The 15,419-nt window shown below is 66.7% G+C and carries 19 protein-coding genes; all 19 read left to right on the forward strand.

Features of this window, described 5'->3' with window-relative positions:
* Nucleotides 1–399, forward strand: a complete 399-nt coding sequence (locus ACN0SE_RS07085; protein WP_417523805.1) for a DUF1622 domain-containing protein — start codon at nucleotides 1–3, stop codon at nucleotides 397–399.
* A gap of 38 nt (nucleotides 400–437) precedes the next feature.
* Entirely contained in the window at nucleotides 438–1,169 is a 732-nt protein-coding gene (locus tag ACN0SE_RS07090; protein WP_417523806.1) for a flavodoxin family protein, read from the forward strand.
* 34 nt (nucleotides 1,170–1,203) lie between these two features.
* The gene (locus ACN0SE_RS07095) at nucleotides 1,204–1,761 is read left to right on the forward strand and encodes a hypothetical protein (RefSeq protein WP_417523807.1); all 558 of its coding nucleotides are present in this window, start codon (nucleotides 1,204–1,206) and stop codon (nucleotides 1,759–1,761) included.
* Between the two features lie 62 nt (nucleotides 1,762–1,823).
* A complete protein-coding gene (locus ACN0SE_RS07100; RefSeq protein ID WP_417523808.1) occupies nucleotides 1,824–3,431 on the forward strand; it encodes a carboxyl transferase domain-containing protein in 1,608 nt (535 codons plus the stop codon).
* 66 nt (nucleotides 3,432–3,497) lie between these two features.
* Nucleotides 3,498–5,441, forward strand: coding sequence for an acetyl/propionyl/methylcrotonyl-CoA carboxylase subunit alpha (locus ACN0SE_RS07105; protein WP_417523809.1), 1,944 nt, complete (start codon nucleotides 3,498–3,500; stop codon nucleotides 5,439–5,441).
* Nucleotides 5,438–6,094 (forward strand): glutathione S-transferase family protein, encoded by a 657-nt coding sequence (locus ACN0SE_RS07110; protein ID WP_417523810.1) that lies wholly within the window; start codon nucleotides 5,438–5,440, stop codon nucleotides 6,092–6,094. Before ACN0SE_RS07105 ends, ACN0SE_RS07110 begins: the two co-directional genes overlap by 4 nt.
* Nucleotides 6,095–6,096: 2 nt before the next feature.
* Nucleotides 6,097–6,969, forward strand: a complete 873-nt coding sequence (locus ACN0SE_RS07115) for a hydroxymethylglutaryl-CoA lyase (protein WP_417523811.1) — start codon at nucleotides 6,097–6,099, stop codon at nucleotides 6,967–6,969.
* Nucleotides 6,962–7,741: a crotonase/enoyl-CoA hydratase family protein gene (locus ACN0SE_RS07120; protein ID WP_417523812.1), complete on the forward strand. Its 780-nt coding sequence runs from the start codon at nucleotides 6,962–6,964 to the stop codon at nucleotides 7,739–7,741. The genes ACN0SE_RS07115 and ACN0SE_RS07120 overlap by 8 nt, the downstream gene beginning before the upstream one ends.
* A gap of 267 nt (nucleotides 7,742–8,008) precedes the next feature.
* Complete coding sequence (locus ACN0SE_RS07125; protein WP_417523813.1) at nucleotides 8,009–8,374, forward strand: NADH-quinone oxidoreductase subunit A; 366 nt, start codon at nucleotides 8,009–8,011, stop codon at nucleotides 8,372–8,374.
* A gap of 122 nt (nucleotides 8,375–8,496) precedes the next feature.
* Nucleotides 8,497–8,973, forward strand: a complete 477-nt coding sequence (locus ACN0SE_RS07130; protein WP_417523900.1) for a NuoB/complex I 20 kDa subunit family protein — start codon at nucleotides 8,497–8,499, stop codon at nucleotides 8,971–8,973.
* Nucleotides 8,974–8,983: 10 nt separating this feature from the next.
* Nucleotides 8,984–9,613: an NADH-quinone oxidoreductase subunit C gene (locus ACN0SE_RS07135; protein ID WP_417523814.1), complete on the forward strand. Its 630-nt coding sequence runs from the start codon at nucleotides 8,984–8,986 to the stop codon at nucleotides 9,611–9,613.
* Complete coding sequence (locus ACN0SE_RS07140) at nucleotides 9,613–9,786, forward strand: hypothetical protein (protein ID WP_417523815.1); 174 nt, start codon at nucleotides 9,613–9,615, stop codon at nucleotides 9,784–9,786. The genes ACN0SE_RS07135 and ACN0SE_RS07140 overlap by 1 nt, the downstream gene beginning before the upstream one ends.
* A gap of 2 nt (nucleotides 9,787–9,788) precedes the next feature.
* Nucleotides 9,789–11,018, forward strand: a complete 1,230-nt coding sequence (locus ACN0SE_RS07145) for an NADH-quinone oxidoreductase subunit D (protein ID WP_417523901.1) — start codon at nucleotides 9,789–9,791, stop codon at nucleotides 11,016–11,018.
* On the forward strand, nucleotides 11,015–11,305 hold the full coding sequence (locus ACN0SE_RS07150; RefSeq protein WP_417523816.1) for a hypothetical protein: 291 nt from the start codon (nucleotides 11,015–11,017) through the stop codon (nucleotides 11,303–11,305). The genes ACN0SE_RS07145 and ACN0SE_RS07150 overlap by 4 nt, the downstream gene beginning before the upstream one ends.
* 40 nt (nucleotides 11,306–11,345) lie before the next feature.
* Entirely contained in the window at nucleotides 11,346–11,900 is a 555-nt protein-coding gene (locus ACN0SE_RS07155) for a hypothetical protein (RefSeq protein ID WP_417523817.1), read from the forward strand.
* Nucleotides 11,900–13,189, forward strand: coding sequence for an NADH-quinone oxidoreductase subunit E (locus ACN0SE_RS07160; protein ID WP_417523818.1), 1,290 nt, complete (start codon nucleotides 11,900–11,902; stop codon nucleotides 13,187–13,189). The genes ACN0SE_RS07155 and ACN0SE_RS07160 overlap by 1 nt, the downstream gene beginning before the upstream one ends.
* 43 nt (nucleotides 13,190–13,232) lie before the next feature.
* A complete protein-coding gene (locus ACN0SE_RS07165; protein WP_417523819.1) occupies nucleotides 13,233–13,871 on the forward strand; it encodes a hypothetical protein in 639 nt (212 codons plus the stop codon).
* Nucleotides 13,872–13,886: 15 nt separating this feature from the next.
* Nucleotides 13,887–14,105, forward strand: coding sequence for a DUF5337 domain-containing protein (locus tag ACN0SE_RS07170; RefSeq protein WP_417523820.1), 219 nt, complete (start codon nucleotides 13,887–13,889; stop codon nucleotides 14,103–14,105).
* A 15-nt stretch (nucleotides 14,106–14,120) separates the two neighbouring features.
* Nucleotides 14,121–15,419: an NADH-quinone oxidoreductase subunit NuoF gene (nuoF, locus tag ACN0SE_RS07175; protein WP_417523821.1), complete on the forward strand. Its 1,299-nt coding sequence runs from the start codon at nucleotides 14,121–14,123 to the stop codon at nucleotides 15,417–15,419.

The raw sequence follows: 15,419 nt of genomic DNA on the forward strand, positions 1-15,419 counted from the left end.
ATGGGAAGTCTTGTCGATCTGGAGCTCGAGGGCGGCATCCTGCACGGCCAGTTTCACTGGCTGGTGGAGCTGCTGGAATGGTGCGCGGCGCTGGTCGATATCGCCGCGGTGGTGCTGATCCTCTTGGGCGCAGTGCGCTTCATCATAGGGGTCAGCGGCGCCGAGATCTTTCGCCGTGGCGCCGAGCGCGTCAACAAGACCAACCGCGAACGCATCGAGCTGGGCCGCTACATCCTGGCCTCGCTCGAGCTCTTCATCGTGTCGGATATCATCCACACCGCGCTGAGCCTCGCCTTTGCCGACCTGATGTTCCTGGGCTTGCTGGTGGTGATCCGCTCGATCATCTCGTTCTTTCTCGACCGCGAGCTCGAGCAGCTGAAGAAGGACCTGGGGGATTGACCCCGCCGTGCTAGGCTTGTCCCTTGGGAGGAATTCACATGTCAGAGACTGATCAAGCCTTCGCCGGCCTCAAGGCGCTCTATATCAACACCTCGCTGAAACGCGACGGGGAAAAGAGCCATACCCGGCTGCTGATGGGCGCCTCGGGCGACATCATGGCGAAAAACGGCGTCTCGGTGGAGCATGTTCACATGCTCGATCACCAGGTGCCACCGGGCGTCTACCCGGACATGACCGAGCACGGCTGGGCGCAGGACGACTGGCCGCAGCTCTGGGAGAAGGTCAAGGCGGCGCATATCCTCGTGGTCGGCACGCCGCTCTGGCTGGGCGAGGAAAGCTCGGTCTGCCGGGTGCTGATCGAGAGGCTCTACGGCATGTCGGGTGAGCTGAACGACAAGGGGCAGTCGATCTATTACGGCAAGGTCGGCGGCTGCGTGATCACCGGCAACGAGGACGGCATCAAGCACACCGCGATGACCATCGGCTATGCGCTGAGCCATCTCGGCTACACCATCCCGCCGCAGGCCGATTGCGGCTGGATCGGCGAGGCCGGGCCAGGGCCGTCGTATGGCGATGAGCAGGAGGGCGGCGGCCGGGTCGGCTTTGACAACGATTTCACCCGCCGCAACACCACGATCATGACCTGGAACCTGATGCATCTGGCAAAGATGCTGAAGGACGCCGGCGGCTATCCGAACGAAGGCAATGACCGCAATGCCTTCAAGGCCGGTTGCCGGTTCGACTACGAAAACCCGGACTATCGCGCCTGAGATGGGACAGGGGGCGCAGATAACCGGTGGCGCTATGGCGGCCCTCGTGGGGCTGGCCGGCGCCTTGCGGGCCGAGGACGAACTGCCGGAGTTCGCCGCCTGCCTGAGCGCCGAGGCGGATCGCTACGAATGGCGGTTGCAGCTGCACCGCGGGCGCGCGCTCGACGCCGAGGATTTCGATCTCTGGGATGTGCGCGGCGTGGAATATTGCGGCAATATCGGCGTGACCCGCTGTGACCGGTCGGAGGCACCCCTGGACTGCCAGAGGGCACTGACCGCCGAGCAGGAGGCGCTGCATGGCGAGGTGATGGCGGGGCTGCCGGCGCCGGAAGTGACGGGCGAGGGCCTGCCGGAGCGGCTCTATCACACCGCCTGGCATCTGGCGCGGGATGTCTCGGCCGGGCCGGATTGCGCCGGGTCGACCGAGGTGATGGCGACCTGGTGCGCGGCGCGCGAGGCCAACCTGAGGCTCAAGAGCGCGGTGCTGGCCTGGCAGGTCGGGCGTTACCTGGGCCTCGCCCAACCGGCGGTCATCGCCGGCTGGGCCAAGCCGCCACCCCCGCCGCGCCCGAGGCTGCGGCCGGAAGACTGACAGATGAGACAGGACGACAGACCCTCGCGACGAGGGCAGGGATTGCGCAGGAGGCGCGGAATATGAAGCTGACATCGAAGCTTGTGACCGGATCGGAAGCGGCAAAGGCCAATCGCGCGGCGCATGAAGAGGCGCTGCGGGTGGTCCGCGAGGCCGCCGAGGCTGCAGCCGCAGGCGGTGGCGAGAAATCACGCGAACGCCACGTGTCGCGCGGCAAGATGCTGCCGCGCGAGCGGGTGGCCAACCTGCTCGACCCGGGCTCGCCCTTCCTCGAGGTTGGCGCCACGGCGGCGCATGACATGTACGGCGGCGCGGCCCCCGCGGCGGGCGCCATTGCCGGCATCGGCCGGGTGATGGGCCGTCAGGTCATGGTGGTCTGCAACGACGCCACGGTGAAGGGCGGCACCTACTACCCGATGACCGTCAAGAAGCACCTGCGCGCCCAGGAGATCGCCGAGGAGAACCATCTGCCCTGCATCTACCTGGTAGACTCGGGCGGGGCGAACCTGCCCAACCAGGACGAGGTCTTTCCCGACCGCGACCACTTTGGCCGGATCTTCTACAACCAGGCGCGGATGTCGGCCAAGGGGATCGCGCAGATCGCCGTGGTCATGGGCTCCTGCACGGCAGGCGGCGCTTACGTTCCGGCGATGTCGGACGTCACGATCATTGTCAAGGAACAGGGCACGATCTTCCTCGCCGGCCCGCCGCTGGTCAAGGCGGCGACGGGCGAGGTGGTGACCGCCGAGGACCTGGGTGGCGGCGATGTTCACACCCGGCTGTCAGGCGTAGCGGATTACCTGGCCGAGGATGACAGCCATGCTCTGGCGCTGGCGCGGCGGGCCGTGAGCTCGCTCGGCGGCCACGGGGGCGGTGGGTTGCAAACCCACCCTACGGGGACGGCGCCGGCCTATGACCCTGACGAGCTGTTCGACGTGGTGCCGGGGGACCTGCGCACGCCGTATGACATCCGCGAGGTGATCGCGCGGCTGGTCGACGGCTCCTACTTCGACGAGTTCAAGCCGCGCTTTGGCGAGACGCTGGTGACCGGCTTTGCCGAGGTCAACGGCGCCCCGGTGGGGATCGTCGCCAACAACGGCGTTCTGTTTTCGGAAGCGGCGCAGAAGGGCGCGCATTTTGTCGAGCTCTGCTCGCAGCGCAAGACGCCGCTGGTCTTCCTGCAGAACATCACCGGCTTCATGGTCGGTCGGAAATACGAAAACGAAGGCATCGCGCGCCATGGCGCCAAGATGGTGACGGCTGTCGCCACCACCTCGGTGCCGAAGATCACCATGCTGGTCGGCGGCTCCTTTGGCGCCGGCAACTACGGCATGTCGGGCCGGGCCTACCAGCCGCGCTTCCTCTGGACCTGGCCCAACAGCCGGATCTCGGTGATGGGCGGGGCGCAGGCGGCGGGCGTCTTGGCCACGGTGAAACGCGACGCCATCGAACGCTCGGGCGGCAGCTGGAGTGAGGAGGAGGAGGCCGAGTTCAAGCGCCCCACCATCGAGATGTTCGAAGAGCAGAGCCACCCGCTTTATGCCAGCGCGCGGCTCTGGGACGACGGCATCATCGACCCGCGCAAATCGCGCGAGGTGCTGAGCCTGAGCCTGCAGGCGGCGCTCAATGCGCCGATCGAAGACACGCGCTTCGGCGTCTTCCGGATGTGATCGGGGCAGGCGGCATGAGGCGTATTTGCAAAGAGAAGAAGATGCGGACCAGCGAAGGGAAGCACGATGTTTGACACGATCCTGATTGCCAACCGGGGCGAGATCGCCTGTCGGGTGATGAAGACGGCGCAGAGCCTGGGCGTGCGCTGCGTGGCGGTCTATTCCGAGGCCGATGCCGGGGCGGCGCATGTGGCAATGGCCGATGTGGCGCGCTGCATCGGACCGGCGGCGGTGGCCGAGAGCTATCTCAAGGGCGACCGGATCATCGAGGTGGCCCTGGCCGAGGGCGCGCAGGCGATCCACCCGGGCTACGGCTTTCTCAGCGAGAACCCGGAATTCGTGGACGCGGTGGAGGCGGCCGGCCTGACCTTCATCGGGCCCTCGGCCAAGGCGATCCGGGCCATGGGCCTCAAGGACGCGGCCAAGGCGCTGATGCAGGAGGCCGGCGTGCCGGTGGTGCCGGGCTACCACGGGGCCTCGCAGGAGGGGCTGGCGGAACGCGCCGAGGAGATCGGCTATCCGGTGCTGATCAAGGCGGTCGCCGGCGGCGGCGGCAAGGGCATGCGGCTGGTGGAACAGCCCGGAGAGTTCGACCGGGCGCTGGAGTCGGCCCGCGCCGAGGCGCGCACCGCCTTTGGCAATGATGCGGTGCTGATCGAGAAGTTCGTCACCCAGCCGCGCCATATCGAGGTGCAGGTCTTTGGCGATGGCGACCGCGCCGTGCATCTGTTCGAGCGCGACTGTTCGCTGCAGCGCCGGCATCAGAAGGTGATCGAAGAGGCGCCGGCGCCGGGCATGACCGAGGAAATGCGGTCGGCCATGGGCCAGGCGGCGGTGCGCGCCGCCGAGGCCATCGGCTACAAGGGCGCTGGCACGGTCGAATTCATCGTCGATGGCTCTGACGGGCTGCGGCCTGACGGCTTCTGGTTCATGGAGATGAACACCCGCCTGCAGGTGGAACATCCCGTGACCGAGATGATCACCGGGGTCGACCTGGTGGAATGGCAGCTGCGCGTGGCGGCGGGTGAGAGCCTGCCGGCGCAGCAGGAGGACCTGACGATCAACGGCCATGCCTTCGAGGCGCGGCTTTATGCCGAGGACGTGCCGGCGGGGTTCCTGCCCGCCACCGGCCGGCTGACGCATCTGGCCTTCCCCGAAGGCGCGCGGGCCGACACCGGCGTGCGCGGCGGTGACGAGATCAGCCCCTGGTACGACCCGATGATCGCCAAGCTGATCACCCATGGCCCGACTCGCGAGATCGCGCTGAAACGCCTGCGTCAGGCGCTGGCGCGGACCGAAGTGGCAGGCTCGGTGACCAACCTGGCCTTCCTCGGCGCTTTGGCGGCGCATGAGGGTTTTGGCCGTGGCGAGGTCGACACCGGGCTGATCGGCCGCGAGATCAAGGCGCTGACCGCGGTGCCGGAAGAGAACGCCGCGGCGCTGGCGCAGGCGGCGCTGGTCGAGGCCGGGCTCTGGGAAGGCGACGGCTGGGCCACCGGCTTCACGCTCTGGCAGCCGCTGGCGCGGATTCTGGTGCTGGACGAGGGCGAGACGCGCCACGTGCTGAGACTGATGAGCCGGGGGCCGGGGGCCTGCGATGTCGAGATCGGTGACCAGGTGATCGAGGCGCGTCGTGGCCCGGGTGGCTGGACGCTGGACGGCAAGGCGGCCTGGCCTTTTGCGGTGGCGGGTGACGTGGTGACGGTCTTTGCCGACTACGGCCGCGCCTACCGGGTGATCCGGGCGCTCGACCGGGCGGCGGGGGCGGCCAGCGATGCCTCGGTGATCGAGGCGCCGATGCCGGGACTGGTGCAGAAGGTCGACGTCACCGGGGGGCAGGAGGTTCAGGCAGGCGACCGTCTGGCGGTGCTCGAAGCGATGAAGATGGAACATGCGCTGACCGCGCCGCGCGATGGTGTGGTGGCCGAGGTGCTGGTCACGGCCGGCGCGCAGGTCGAGGCTGGGGCCGCGCTGATCCGGCTGGCAGATGCCGAGGACGACGCCGCATGATCCGATTGCACCACGTGCCGCTGGGGCGCTCGTTCCGGGTGCTCTGGCTGATGGAGGAGCTGGGGCTCGATTTCGAGGTGGCCTATTACTCGATCCGCGACGGCTCGATGCGGACGCCGGAGTTTCGCGCGCTTTCGCCGGCGGGCCGTGTGCCGGCGCTGGAATACGGCGACCGCGTGCTGTTCGAGAGCGCGGCGATCCTGCAGTGGCTGTGCGAGACCCATCCGGAGCCCAAGCTGCAGCCCACGCCGGGCGAGGCGGAGCGGGCGCGCTACCTCGAGTTCCTGTCCTATTCCGAGACAATTGGTTGTCTCGTCGAGAACCTCAACCTCAACCGGGTCTTCCTGCATGACCCGGCGGATGCCTCGCCGGTGGTGATCAAGCTGCTGACCGCGCGGCTTCGGGCGGCGCTGAAGGCCATTGAGGAGCGCTGGGCGCAGGACTATTGCCTGAGCACCGGCTTTTCGGCGGCGGACGTGATGTTCGCCTACGGCTTCGAGCTGGCGCGCTACTACGTGCGCTTTGACGAGTTCCCGAAGCTGCAGGCCTATTGGGACCGTCTTAAGGAACGACCTGCCTACCAGCGTGCCAAGGCGCGCGATGGCGAGCAGGATCTCTATGACCGGGACTTCTATCCCTTGCCGGAGGCATGAGTATGGCCGAGAGCGTCGAAATCTTCGAAGTCGGCCCGCGCGACGGGCTGCAGAACGAGAAACGCCGGATACCCACGGCAGAGAAGATCGCGCTGGTCGATTGCCTCAGCCGCGCCGGGTTTCGCCGGATCGAATGCGCCAGCTTCGTCTCGCCGAAATGGGTGCCGCAGATGGCGGATTCCGGCGAGGTGCTGGCCGGGATCACGCGGGCGACGGGCGTGTCTTACGCTGCGTTGACGCCGAACCTGCGCGGGCTCGAGGGCGCCGTGGCGGCCAGGGCCGACGAGGTGGCAATCTTTGGTTCGGCCTCGGAGGGGTTCTCAAAGGCCAATATCAACGCGACCATCGCCGAAAGCCTTGACCGCTTCCGCCCGGTGGCCGAGGCGGCCAGGGCGCAGGGCCTGCCGGTCAGGGGCTATGTCTCCTGCGTGGTGGAATGTCCCTATGATGGCGCGACGCCCCCGGCCTCGGTGGCGCGGGTGGCCAAGGCGCTGCTGGACATGGGTTGCTACGAGATTTCGCTGGGCGACACCATCGGGCGGGCGACGCCCGAGGGGATCACCGAAATGCTCGAGGCGGTGACGCAGGAGGTGCCGGCGGCGAAACTGGCCGGACATTACCACGACACCGCCGGCCGGGCGCTCGACAATATCGAGGCCTCGCTGGCCCAGGGCCTGCGGGTCTTTGACGCGGCGGTCGGGGGCTTGGGCGGTTGCCCCTATGCGCCCGGCGCGGCGGGCAACGTGGCGACCGAGGCGGTGGCCGAGCGGCTGGCGGCGCTTGGGTATGATACCGGGCTCGACCTCGCGGTAATTGCCGAGGCGGCGGAGATGGCCCGACAGATGCGCGTGGCGCGGGAGACGGACGATGTATGAGACGATAAGAACCGAGACCGATGCGCGCGGCATGGCGACCCTGACGCTGGCGCGGAGCGAGAAACACAACGCCATGTCGGCGCAGATGCTCGACGACCTGGTGGCGGCCTGCACGGCGCTGGGCGCGGATGATGCGGTGCGGGTTGTGGTGCTGGCGGCCGAGGGCAAGACCTTCTGCGCCGGTGGCGACCTCGGCTGGATGCGCCAACAGTTCGAGATGGATGCAGCCACCCGGCGGCGCGAGAGCGCCAAGCTCTCGGTGATGCTGCAGGCGCTCGACACCCTGCCCAAGCCGCTGATCGGCCGGGTGCAGGGCAACAGCTTCGGCGGCGGTATGGGGCTGATGTCGGTCTGCGACGTGGTGGTGGCGGCCGAGACCGCCAAGTTCGGCTTTACCGAAACCCGGCTGGGGCTGATCCCGGCCAATATCGGGCCCTTCGTGCTGCGCCGCATGGGGCCGGCGATGGCGCGGCGGGTCTTCATGTCGGCGCGGATCTTCGACACCGACGAGGCGATCTCGCTGGGTCTGGTGGCGCGCGCCGTGCCCGTTGAGGCGCTGGACGAGGCTGTCGAGGCCGAGGTCGCGCCCTACCTTGCCTGTGCGCCCGGCGCGGTGGCCGAGGCCAAGGCGTTGATCCGCGCTCTGGGCGGCGGTGTCAGCCAGGACGAGATGGATTTTGCCGCCGGTGCCCTGGCCGAACGCTGGGAAAGCGCCGAGGCGCAGGAGGGCATCGCCGCCTTCTTCGACAAGCGCAAACCCGGCTGGGCCTGAGCGCGCAAGGCCCGTGCGCCGCCCTCACCGGCGGCGCAACCTGCCGTTAGCGCGAACAAATCGGGCCGGATTGCCGCAGCGGCCCCGGGCCATACCCCGGAAAATCCCTCGGAAATGCCTGAATTCCGGGGGTTTCCCCGACCCATCTAATATCGCTATTCTCTCTCGGGTGGATTGACCCCCTTGGGCGGCGGGGATAAACCCGGACCAAGCCCAGCGAGCCATTTGAGCGCACGCCCGATCCGCGTGCTGAAAGGAGCCTGCCCCGTGGAAGAGATGCTCAGGGAATATCTTCCCATTCTCGTCTTTCTCGCCGTTGCCGTCGGACTTGGCATTGTCCTCATCCTGGCCGCCGTGATCCTCGCCGTCCGCAACCCGGACCCCGAGAAGGTTTCGGCCTACGAATGCGGCTTCAACGCCTTCGATGACGCCCGGATGAAATTCGACGTGCGCTTCTACCTCGTCTCTATCCTCTTCATCATCTTCGACCTCGAGATCGCCTTCCTGTTTCCCTGGGCGGTCAGCTTCCGCGATGTGAGCATGGTCGGCTTCTGGTCGATGATGGTGTTCCTCGCCGTGCTCACCATCGGCTTTGCCTACGAATGGAAGAAGGGGGCGCTGGAATGGCAGTGAACCAGACACCCGAGCCCGATGTCACCGACGTTCAGGGTATCGGCGAACAGCATGACCGGGTGAAATCCGGGGCCTCGGCCCAGGCGGCAATCCTGCCGCCGAGCCTGCCGTCCGACACCCAGATGCTCAACGCCGAGCTGCAGGACAAGGGCTTCCTGCTGACCTCGACCGAGGACATCATCAACTGGGCGCGCACCGGCAGCCTGCACTGGATGACATTCGGCCTGGCCTGTTGCGCCGTCGAGATGATGCACACCTCGATGCCGCGCTACGACGCCGAGCGCTTCGGCATCGCGCCGCGCGCCTCTCCGCGCCAGTCCGACGTGATGATCGTCGCGGGCACGCTGACCAACAAGATGGCGCCGGCGCTGCGCAAGGTCTACGACCAGATGCCCGAGCCGCGCTACGTGATCTCGATGGGCAGCTGCGCCAATGGCGGCGGCTATTATCACTACAGCTACTCGGTGGTGCGCGGCTGTGACCGGATCGTTCCGGTCGACATCTACGTTCCGGGCTGCCCGCCGACGGCAGAGGCGCTGCTCTATGGCCTGATGCAGCTGCAACGCAAGATCCGCCGCACCGGCACGATCGCAAGGTAGGGGGCAGGGCATGACCGCAGCACTCAAAGAGCTTGGCACCCATATCGAGCTGAAACGCACCGACTGTGTGCTCGGCTGGTCGGTCGACCATGGCGAGCTGACCGTCAATGTCACCCCGGCCAACCTGACCGGCCTGGTGGAGTTCCTGCGCAGCGACCCGAACTGCCAGTTCTCGTCGCTGGTCGACATCACGGCAGTCGACTACCCCGAGCGGCAGAAGCGCTTCGACGTGGTCTATCACTTCCTGTCGATGTACCAGAACCACCGCATCCGCCTGCGGCTGTCGATCCGGGAAGAGACGATGGTGCCCTCCATCACCACCATCCACCCCTCGGCCAACTGGTTCGAGCGCGAGGTGTTCGACATGTTCGGCATCCTGTTCTCCGGCCACCCCGACCTGCGCCGCATCCTGACCGACTATGGCTTTCGCGGCTTCCCGCTGCGCAAGGACTTCCCGACCACCGGCTATACCGAGGTGCGCTACGACGAGGCGCTCAAGCGCGTGGTCTATGAGCCCGTCAAGCTGGTGCAGGAATACCGGCAGTTCGACTTCATGAGCCCCTGGGAGGGTGCCGAGTACATCCTGCCCGGCGATGACAAGGTGGCGCCGGACGGCCATGTCAGCAAGGAGGCCAAGTGATGGGTACCGTGATCTGGCTTATCATGGCCGTGCTCACCATCATCCCGATGATGAAGCTGCTGCCGCATTTCGGATATGACAAGCTCTGGGCGCTGGCCTGCGTGATCCCGCTGGGCACGCTCATTCTGCTGTGGCTGATGGCCGCCAAGCTTCAGGAAATGGAGAAGCGCTGATGATGGACGGCTCCAAGTTCGACGACGGCAGCACCGACGCGCTGTCGGGTGAACAGAAAATCCGCAACTTCAACATCAACTTCGGCCCGCAACACCCTGCGGCGCACGGGGTTCTCCGGCTGGTGCTCGAGCTTGACGGCGAGATCGTCGAGCGCTGCGATCCGCATATCGGTCTGCTGCACCGTGGCACCGAAAAGCTGATGGAGAGCCGCACCTACTTGCAGAACCTGCCGTATTTCGACCGGCTCGATTACGTCGCGCCGATGAACCAGGAACACGCCTGGTGCCTGGCGATCGAAAAGCTGACCGGTGTCGAGGTGCCGCGCCGCGCCTCGCTGATCCGGGTGCTCTATTCCGAGATCGGCCGCATCCTCAACCACCTGCTCAACATCACCACCCAGGCGATGGACGTGGGCGCGCTGACCCCGCCGCTCTGGGGCTTCGAGGAACGCGAAAAGCTGATGGTGTTCTACGAGCGGGCCTGCGGCGCGCGTCTGCACGCGGCCTATTTCCGCCCCGGCGGCGTTCACCAGGACCTGCCGCCCGACCTGATCGACGATATCGAGACCTGGGCGCATGAGTTCCCCAAGGTGGTCGCCGACATCGACGGCCTGCTGACCGAGAACCGCATCTTCAAGCAGCGCAACGCCGATATCGGCGTGATCACCGAGGAAGACATACAGCAGTGGGGTTTCTCCGGCGTCATGGTGCGCGGCTCGGGCCTGGCGTGGGACCTGCGGCGGGCGCAGCCTTATGAATGCTACGACGAGTTCGACTTCCGGATCCCGGTGGGCAAGAATGGCGACTGCTACGACCGCTACCTCGTCCGTATGGAAGAGATGCGCCAGTCGCTCAAGATCATCCACCAGGCGATCGAGAAACTGCGCGCGCCGGAGGGGCAGGGCGACATCCTCGCCCGTGGCAAGATCACCCCGCCGAAACGCGCCGAGATGAAGACCTCGATGGAAGCGCTGATCCATCACTTCAAGCTCTATACCGAAGGCTTCCACGTGCCCGCGGGCGAGGTTTATGCCGCCGTCGAGGCCCCCAAGGGCGAGTTCGGCGTCTACCTCGTGTCCGACGGAACCAACAAGCCCTACCGCGCCAAGCTGCGCGCGCCGGGCTTCCTGCACCTGCAGGCGATGGATTATGTCGCCACCGGCCACCAGCTGGCCGACGTGGCGGCGATCATCGGTACGATGGACGTGGTGTTCGGGGAGATTGACCGGTGAAGACAGTGCGTTACGGCCTTTTCCTCTCCCCCGTTCTGGCGCTTGCCGGCTGCATGGACATGCCGCCCAGCGGCACCGGTATCGAAGACCTCGCGGCCTATGATGCCGCCGTGGCCACGGTCGGCTGTCAGCTGGTGACCGAGGCCGATTACGGTGCGGTCCAGTTCCAGGCCGGCCTGACCCGCGAGCAGACGATTGCCATCACCGAGCAGCGGCTGGCCCGCGACGAGGCGGTGCGGCTCGACAGCGGCGGCGTGCGCCTGATCAGCGGGAGTTGCGCCGCGTGAGGACCCAAGTCCGCACATATGACCTTGCGGGGCGGGGCGCATGACGGCGCCCGGCACTGGCAAACCCGTGCGCGACACCTCGACCGTCGTGCTGGCGGCGTCGACCCTGGTGGCGGCGCTGTTCGTGGCCGTTCAGGCCTGGTATGCGCGCACCTCCTTTGTCGAGGCCTCGGAAACCCGCTTTCTCGAACGCAAGCTCGACATCTGCTTCGACAATTTCGACGCTGCCGCCCAGCTTGACCTCAAGCTGCGCGCCGCGGTGCCGGAAATGGCGACGCAGGAGGTCTGGCCGCCGCAGGTGGTGGTCCAGACACCCGAGCGGCTGGCGGTGTTCCACCGCGAGGTGGTGCCGCGTCTCGATGCTCTGGACGCCGGGCTGACCAAGGCCAGCGTGCTGGAAAGCCTCGACAAATACCGGGCCTACCTGGCCCAGAAAATCCGCGGCCTGTCGAAACGGCTGATGGATATCTCGCCGGGCGATCTGAGCCCCGAGAACAAGGATACACAAGCGGTCTTTGCCGCGCTGAGCGAATTTCTGGGTGGTCAGTACCAGGTCCTGACCGGTTGCCGCCTGGTTGCGGAAGGAAAAGCCTGATGCTGCGACGTCTCTATCCCGATCAACCCGAAAGCTTTGCCTTCACCGAGGCCAACCTGGCCTGGGCCGAAGCGCAGGTGACGAAATATCCCGAGGGCCGGCAGGCCAGCGCGGTGATCCCGCTGCTGTGGCGCGCGCAGGAGCAGGAAGGCTGGCTGACCCGCCCGGCGATCGAACATGTCGCCGACATGCTGGGCATGGCCTATATCCGGGTGCTCGAAGTGGCCTCGTTCTACTTCATGTTCCAGCTGCAACCGGTTGGCAGCGTGGCGCATTTCCAGGTCTGCGGCACCACGTCCTGCATGATCTGCGGCGCCGAGGACCTGATCGGCGTCTGCCGCGAGAAGATCGCCCCGGCGGCGCATCAGCTCTCTGAGGATGGCCGCTTCTCCTGGGAAGAGGTGGAATGCCTCGGCGCCTGCGCCAATGCGCCGATGGTGCAGATCGGCAAAGATTACTACGAGGATCTCACCGCCGAGCGCTTTGCCGAGATCATCGACGAGATGGCCGCAGGCCAGGTGCCGGTGCCGGGGCCGCAGAACGGTCGCTATACCTCTGAACCCGCCTCGGGGCTGACCAGCCTCACCGAGGGCGCCGACGACCGTCACCAGTACAACGCCTCGGTGCAGCTCGCGACCGACATCGGCGACACGATCAAGCGGATCGACGGCACCGAGGTCGAACTGCGCGCGCCCTGGCAGAAGGGTGCCAACCATGGCGATGCCCCGGCCAGCGTGACCGCGCCGATGACCGAGCCGCTGCGCCCGACCGAGGATGAGCCGGCCGACGAGACCGGCTATGACAACCGCGAGGCCGAGGCCACCACCAAGGGCCACCCGATCTCCTCGCGCTCGCCCAAGACCGATGCCGAGGCCGCGGGCCACCCGACGGCGGATGCCGAGGACATCACCGCAGATGTCGACGACAAGGCCGAGGACACCAAATCCACCGCCAAGCCCAAGGTGAAACCCGCAGCCAAGGCCGAAGAGCCGCAGGGCGAGGCGGTCAACGTCGGCCAGCGCCCGCAGGCGCTGGACGGGCCGCGCGACGGCAAACCCGACGATCTCAAGAAGATCAAGGGCATCGGGCCGAAGCTGGAGAAGATGTGCCACCGGCTGGGCTTCTACCATTTCGACCAGATCGCCGGCTGGAGCGAGGAAGAGGTCGCCTGGGTCGATCACAATCTCGAAGGCTTCAAGGGCCGGGTGACCCGCGACGACTGGATGTCTCAGGCCAAAGTACTAGCCGAAGGTGGAGAGACTGACTCTGCCGCCCGTGATACAAAGTGAGGTGTTCCAGAACATCGACACCAGGAAAACGGGAGACAGGATCATGACCAGGACCACCAAGGGAAAGTGCAGCACCGCCTGCTGGAGAGGCTCCGCCGCGGCGGGGGCCTTGTTGTTCGTGATCCTTCTGTCCACCGGCACCGGCTTCTTCAGCGCGCTGCTGATCGGGCTGGTGGTCTATGGTCTGATGGGCTTTGGCCTGACGATGACGATGTGCGGCGATGCCAAGCGGGGCGCAGCGGTGAGCCAGAGCGCTGCCGCCGCCGGCACCAGCACGGCCGCAGCACCCGCCGGCACCGTGGCCCCGACGCCGCAACCGGCGCCCGAGCCCGTGGTCGATCCTGCGCCCGCGGGAGAGCCCGAGCCCGTGGCAGAGCCGGAAGCGCCCGCCGCGGCCCGCGTCAGCCCCTCGGCGTCGCTGGACGGCGAGGCGGAACTGGCCGGTCGCAAGGGCGAATGGCGCTACGAGGACAAGGGTCAGGCGGCCGAGAGGGCAGAGCCCGCGCCGGTCGAGGTGGCGCCCGAGCAGGCGGCCCCGGCAGAGGCCGCCCCCGAACCGACACCGGCAACCAAAGCCGAGGCACCGGCCCGGCCATTGATCACACCCTCTGCCGTCCTCGCGGGCGAGGCAGAGCTGAGCACACGCAAGGGCAGCTGGCGCTACGAGCGTCCGGCAGGCTGACACAGGACAAAGGGCATGACACGCGAGACAGAGCAACAGATCGCACGGCAGGGGCGCCTCACGGCGCTGGTGATCGCCGGCACGATGCTGCTCTGGCTCGCGGCCCAGTTCATCGGGCCAAGGATCGGTCTGGCGGGGCGTTATGCGCTCCTGATCGATCTTCTGGCCTTGGCGGCGTTCATCTGGGCGTTCGTCAATATCTATCAGATCTGGCGCAAGCGTCAGGGCAACTAAAAGGTGGCATCGCACATGCTTCAGGATCAGGACCGGATCTTTACCAACATCTACGGGATGCATGACCGGACTCTGGACGGCGCAAGGAAGCGCGGCCACTGGGACGGCACCGCCGACATCCTCGAGAAGGGTCGCGACTGGATCATCGACCAGATGAAGGCCAGCGGGTTGCGCGGTCGTGGCGGGGCGGGCTTTCCCACCGGTCTGAAATGGTCCTTCATGCCCAAGGAAAGCGACGGTCGCCCGGCTTATCTGGTGGTCAACGCCGACGAATCCGAGCCCGGCACCTGCAAGGACCGCGAGATCATGCGCCATGATCCGCACACGCTGATCGAAGGCTGCCTGATCGCCAGCTTCGCCATGCAGGCCCATGCCTGCTACATCTACATCCGCGGCGAATACATCCGCGAGCGCGAGGCGCTGCAACTGGCCATCGACGAGGCCTATGATGCGGGTCTCGTGGGGCGCAATGCCGCCGGCTCGGGCTATGATTTCGACATCTACCTGACCCATGGCGCCGGCGCCTATATCTGCGGCGAGGAAACCGCCCTGATCGAAAGCCTCGAAGGCAAGAAGGGCATGCCCCGGATGAAGCCGCCGTTCCCGGCGGGCGCGGGGCTTTATGGTTGCCCGACCACCGTCAACAACGTCGAGTCGATCGCCGTGGTGCCGACCATCCTGCGCCGGGGGCCCGAGTGGTTCGCCGGTTTCGGCCGCGCCAACAACGCCGGCACCAAGCTGTTCGCGATCTCCGGCCACGTCGAAAACCCCTGCGTCGTCGAAGAGGCGATGTCGATCTCCTTTGAAGAGCTGATCGACAAGCATTGCGGTGGCATCCGTGGCGGCTGGAAGAACCTGCTGGCGGTGATCCCCGGCGGTTCTTCGGTGCCCTGCGTCCGCGGCGAGCACATGAAGGACGCGATCATGGACTTCGACTACCTCCGCAACGAGCTGGGCTCCGGCCTCGGCACCGCGGCGGTGATCGTGATGGACAAGCAGACCGACATCATCAAGGCGATCTGGCGGCTGTCCAAGTTCTACAAGCACGAGAGCTGCGGCCAGTGCACGCCCTGCCGCGAAGGCACCGGCTGGATGATGCGGGTGATGGATCGTCTGGTGCGCGGCGAGGCCGAGGTCGAGGAGATCGACATGCTCTTTGACGTGACCAAGCAGGTCGAGGGCCATACCATCTGCGCGCTAGGCGACGCGGCGGCCTGGCCGATCCAGGGCCTGATCAAGAACTTCCGCGAGGAGATCGAGGACCGGATCAAGGCGCAGAAGACCGGGCGCATGGGCGCCATGGCGGCGGAGTGA

It is taken from the genome of Marinovum sp. (assembly GCF_048263515.1).
GTDB lineage: Bacteria > Pseudomonadota > Alphaproteobacteria > Rhodobacterales > Rhodobacteraceae > Marinovum.

Excerpts from the sequence above, each read along its gene's own strand:
- ACN0SE_RS07085 (WP_417523805.1), top strand. The coding sequence starts at position 1 with ATGGGAAGTCTTGTCGATCTGGAGCTCGAGGGCGGCATCCTGCACGGC.
- ACN0SE_RS07090 (WP_417523806.1), top strand. The coding sequence starts at position 438 with ATGTCAGAGACTGATCAAGCCTTCGCCGGCCTCAAGGCGCTCTATATC.
- ACN0SE_RS07095 (WP_417523807.1), top strand. The coding sequence starts at position 1,204 with ATGGCGGCCCTCGTGGGGCTGGCCGGCGCCTTGCGGGCCGAGGACGAA.
- ACN0SE_RS07100 (WP_417523808.1), top strand. The coding sequence starts at position 1,824 with ATGAAGCTGACATCGAAGCTTGTGACCGGATCGGAAGCGGCAAAGGCC.
- ACN0SE_RS07105 (WP_417523809.1), top strand. The coding sequence starts at position 3,498 with ATGTTTGACACGATCCTGATTGCCAACCGGGGCGAGATCGCCTGTCGG.
- ACN0SE_RS07110 (WP_417523810.1), top strand. The coding sequence starts at position 5,438 with ATGATCCGATTGCACCACGTGCCGCTGGGGCGCTCGTTCCGGGTGCTC.
- ACN0SE_RS07115 (WP_417523811.1), top strand. The coding sequence starts at position 6,097 with ATGGCCGAGAGCGTCGAAATCTTCGAAGTCGGCCCGCGCGACGGGCTG.
- ACN0SE_RS07120 (WP_417523812.1), top strand. The coding sequence starts at position 6,962 with ATGTATGAGACGATAAGAACCGAGACCGATGCGCGCGGCATGGCGACC.
- ACN0SE_RS07130 (WP_417523900.1), top strand. The coding sequence starts at position 8,497 with ATGCTCAACGCCGAGCTGCAGGACAAGGGCTTCCTGCTGACCTCGACC.
- ACN0SE_RS07135 (WP_417523814.1), top strand. The coding sequence starts at position 8,984 with ATGACCGCAGCACTCAAAGAGCTTGGCACCCATATCGAGCTGAAACGC.
- ACN0SE_RS07140 (WP_417523815.1), top strand. The coding sequence starts at position 9,613 with ATGGGTACCGTGATCTGGCTTATCATGGCCGTGCTCACCATCATCCCG.
- ACN0SE_RS07145 (WP_417523901.1), top strand. The coding sequence starts at position 9,789 with ATGGACGGCTCCAAGTTCGACGACGGCAGCACCGACGCGCTGTCGGGT.
- ACN0SE_RS07155 (WP_417523817.1), top strand. The coding sequence starts at position 11,346 with ATGACGGCGCCCGGCACTGGCAAACCCGTGCGCGACACCTCGACCGTC.
- ACN0SE_RS07160 (WP_417523818.1), top strand. The coding sequence starts at position 11,900 with ATGCTGCGACGTCTCTATCCCGATCAACCCGAAAGCTTTGCCTTCACC.
- ACN0SE_RS07165 (WP_417523819.1), top strand. The coding sequence starts at position 13,233 with ATGACCAGGACCACCAAGGGAAAGTGCAGCACCGCCTGCTGGAGAGGC.
- ACN0SE_RS07170 (WP_417523820.1), top strand. The coding sequence starts at position 13,887 with ATGACACGCGAGACAGAGCAACAGATCGCACGGCAGGGGCGCCTCACG.
- nuoF (WP_417523821.1), top strand. The coding sequence starts at position 14,121 with ATGCTTCAGGATCAGGACCGGATCTTTACCAACATCTACGGGATGCAT.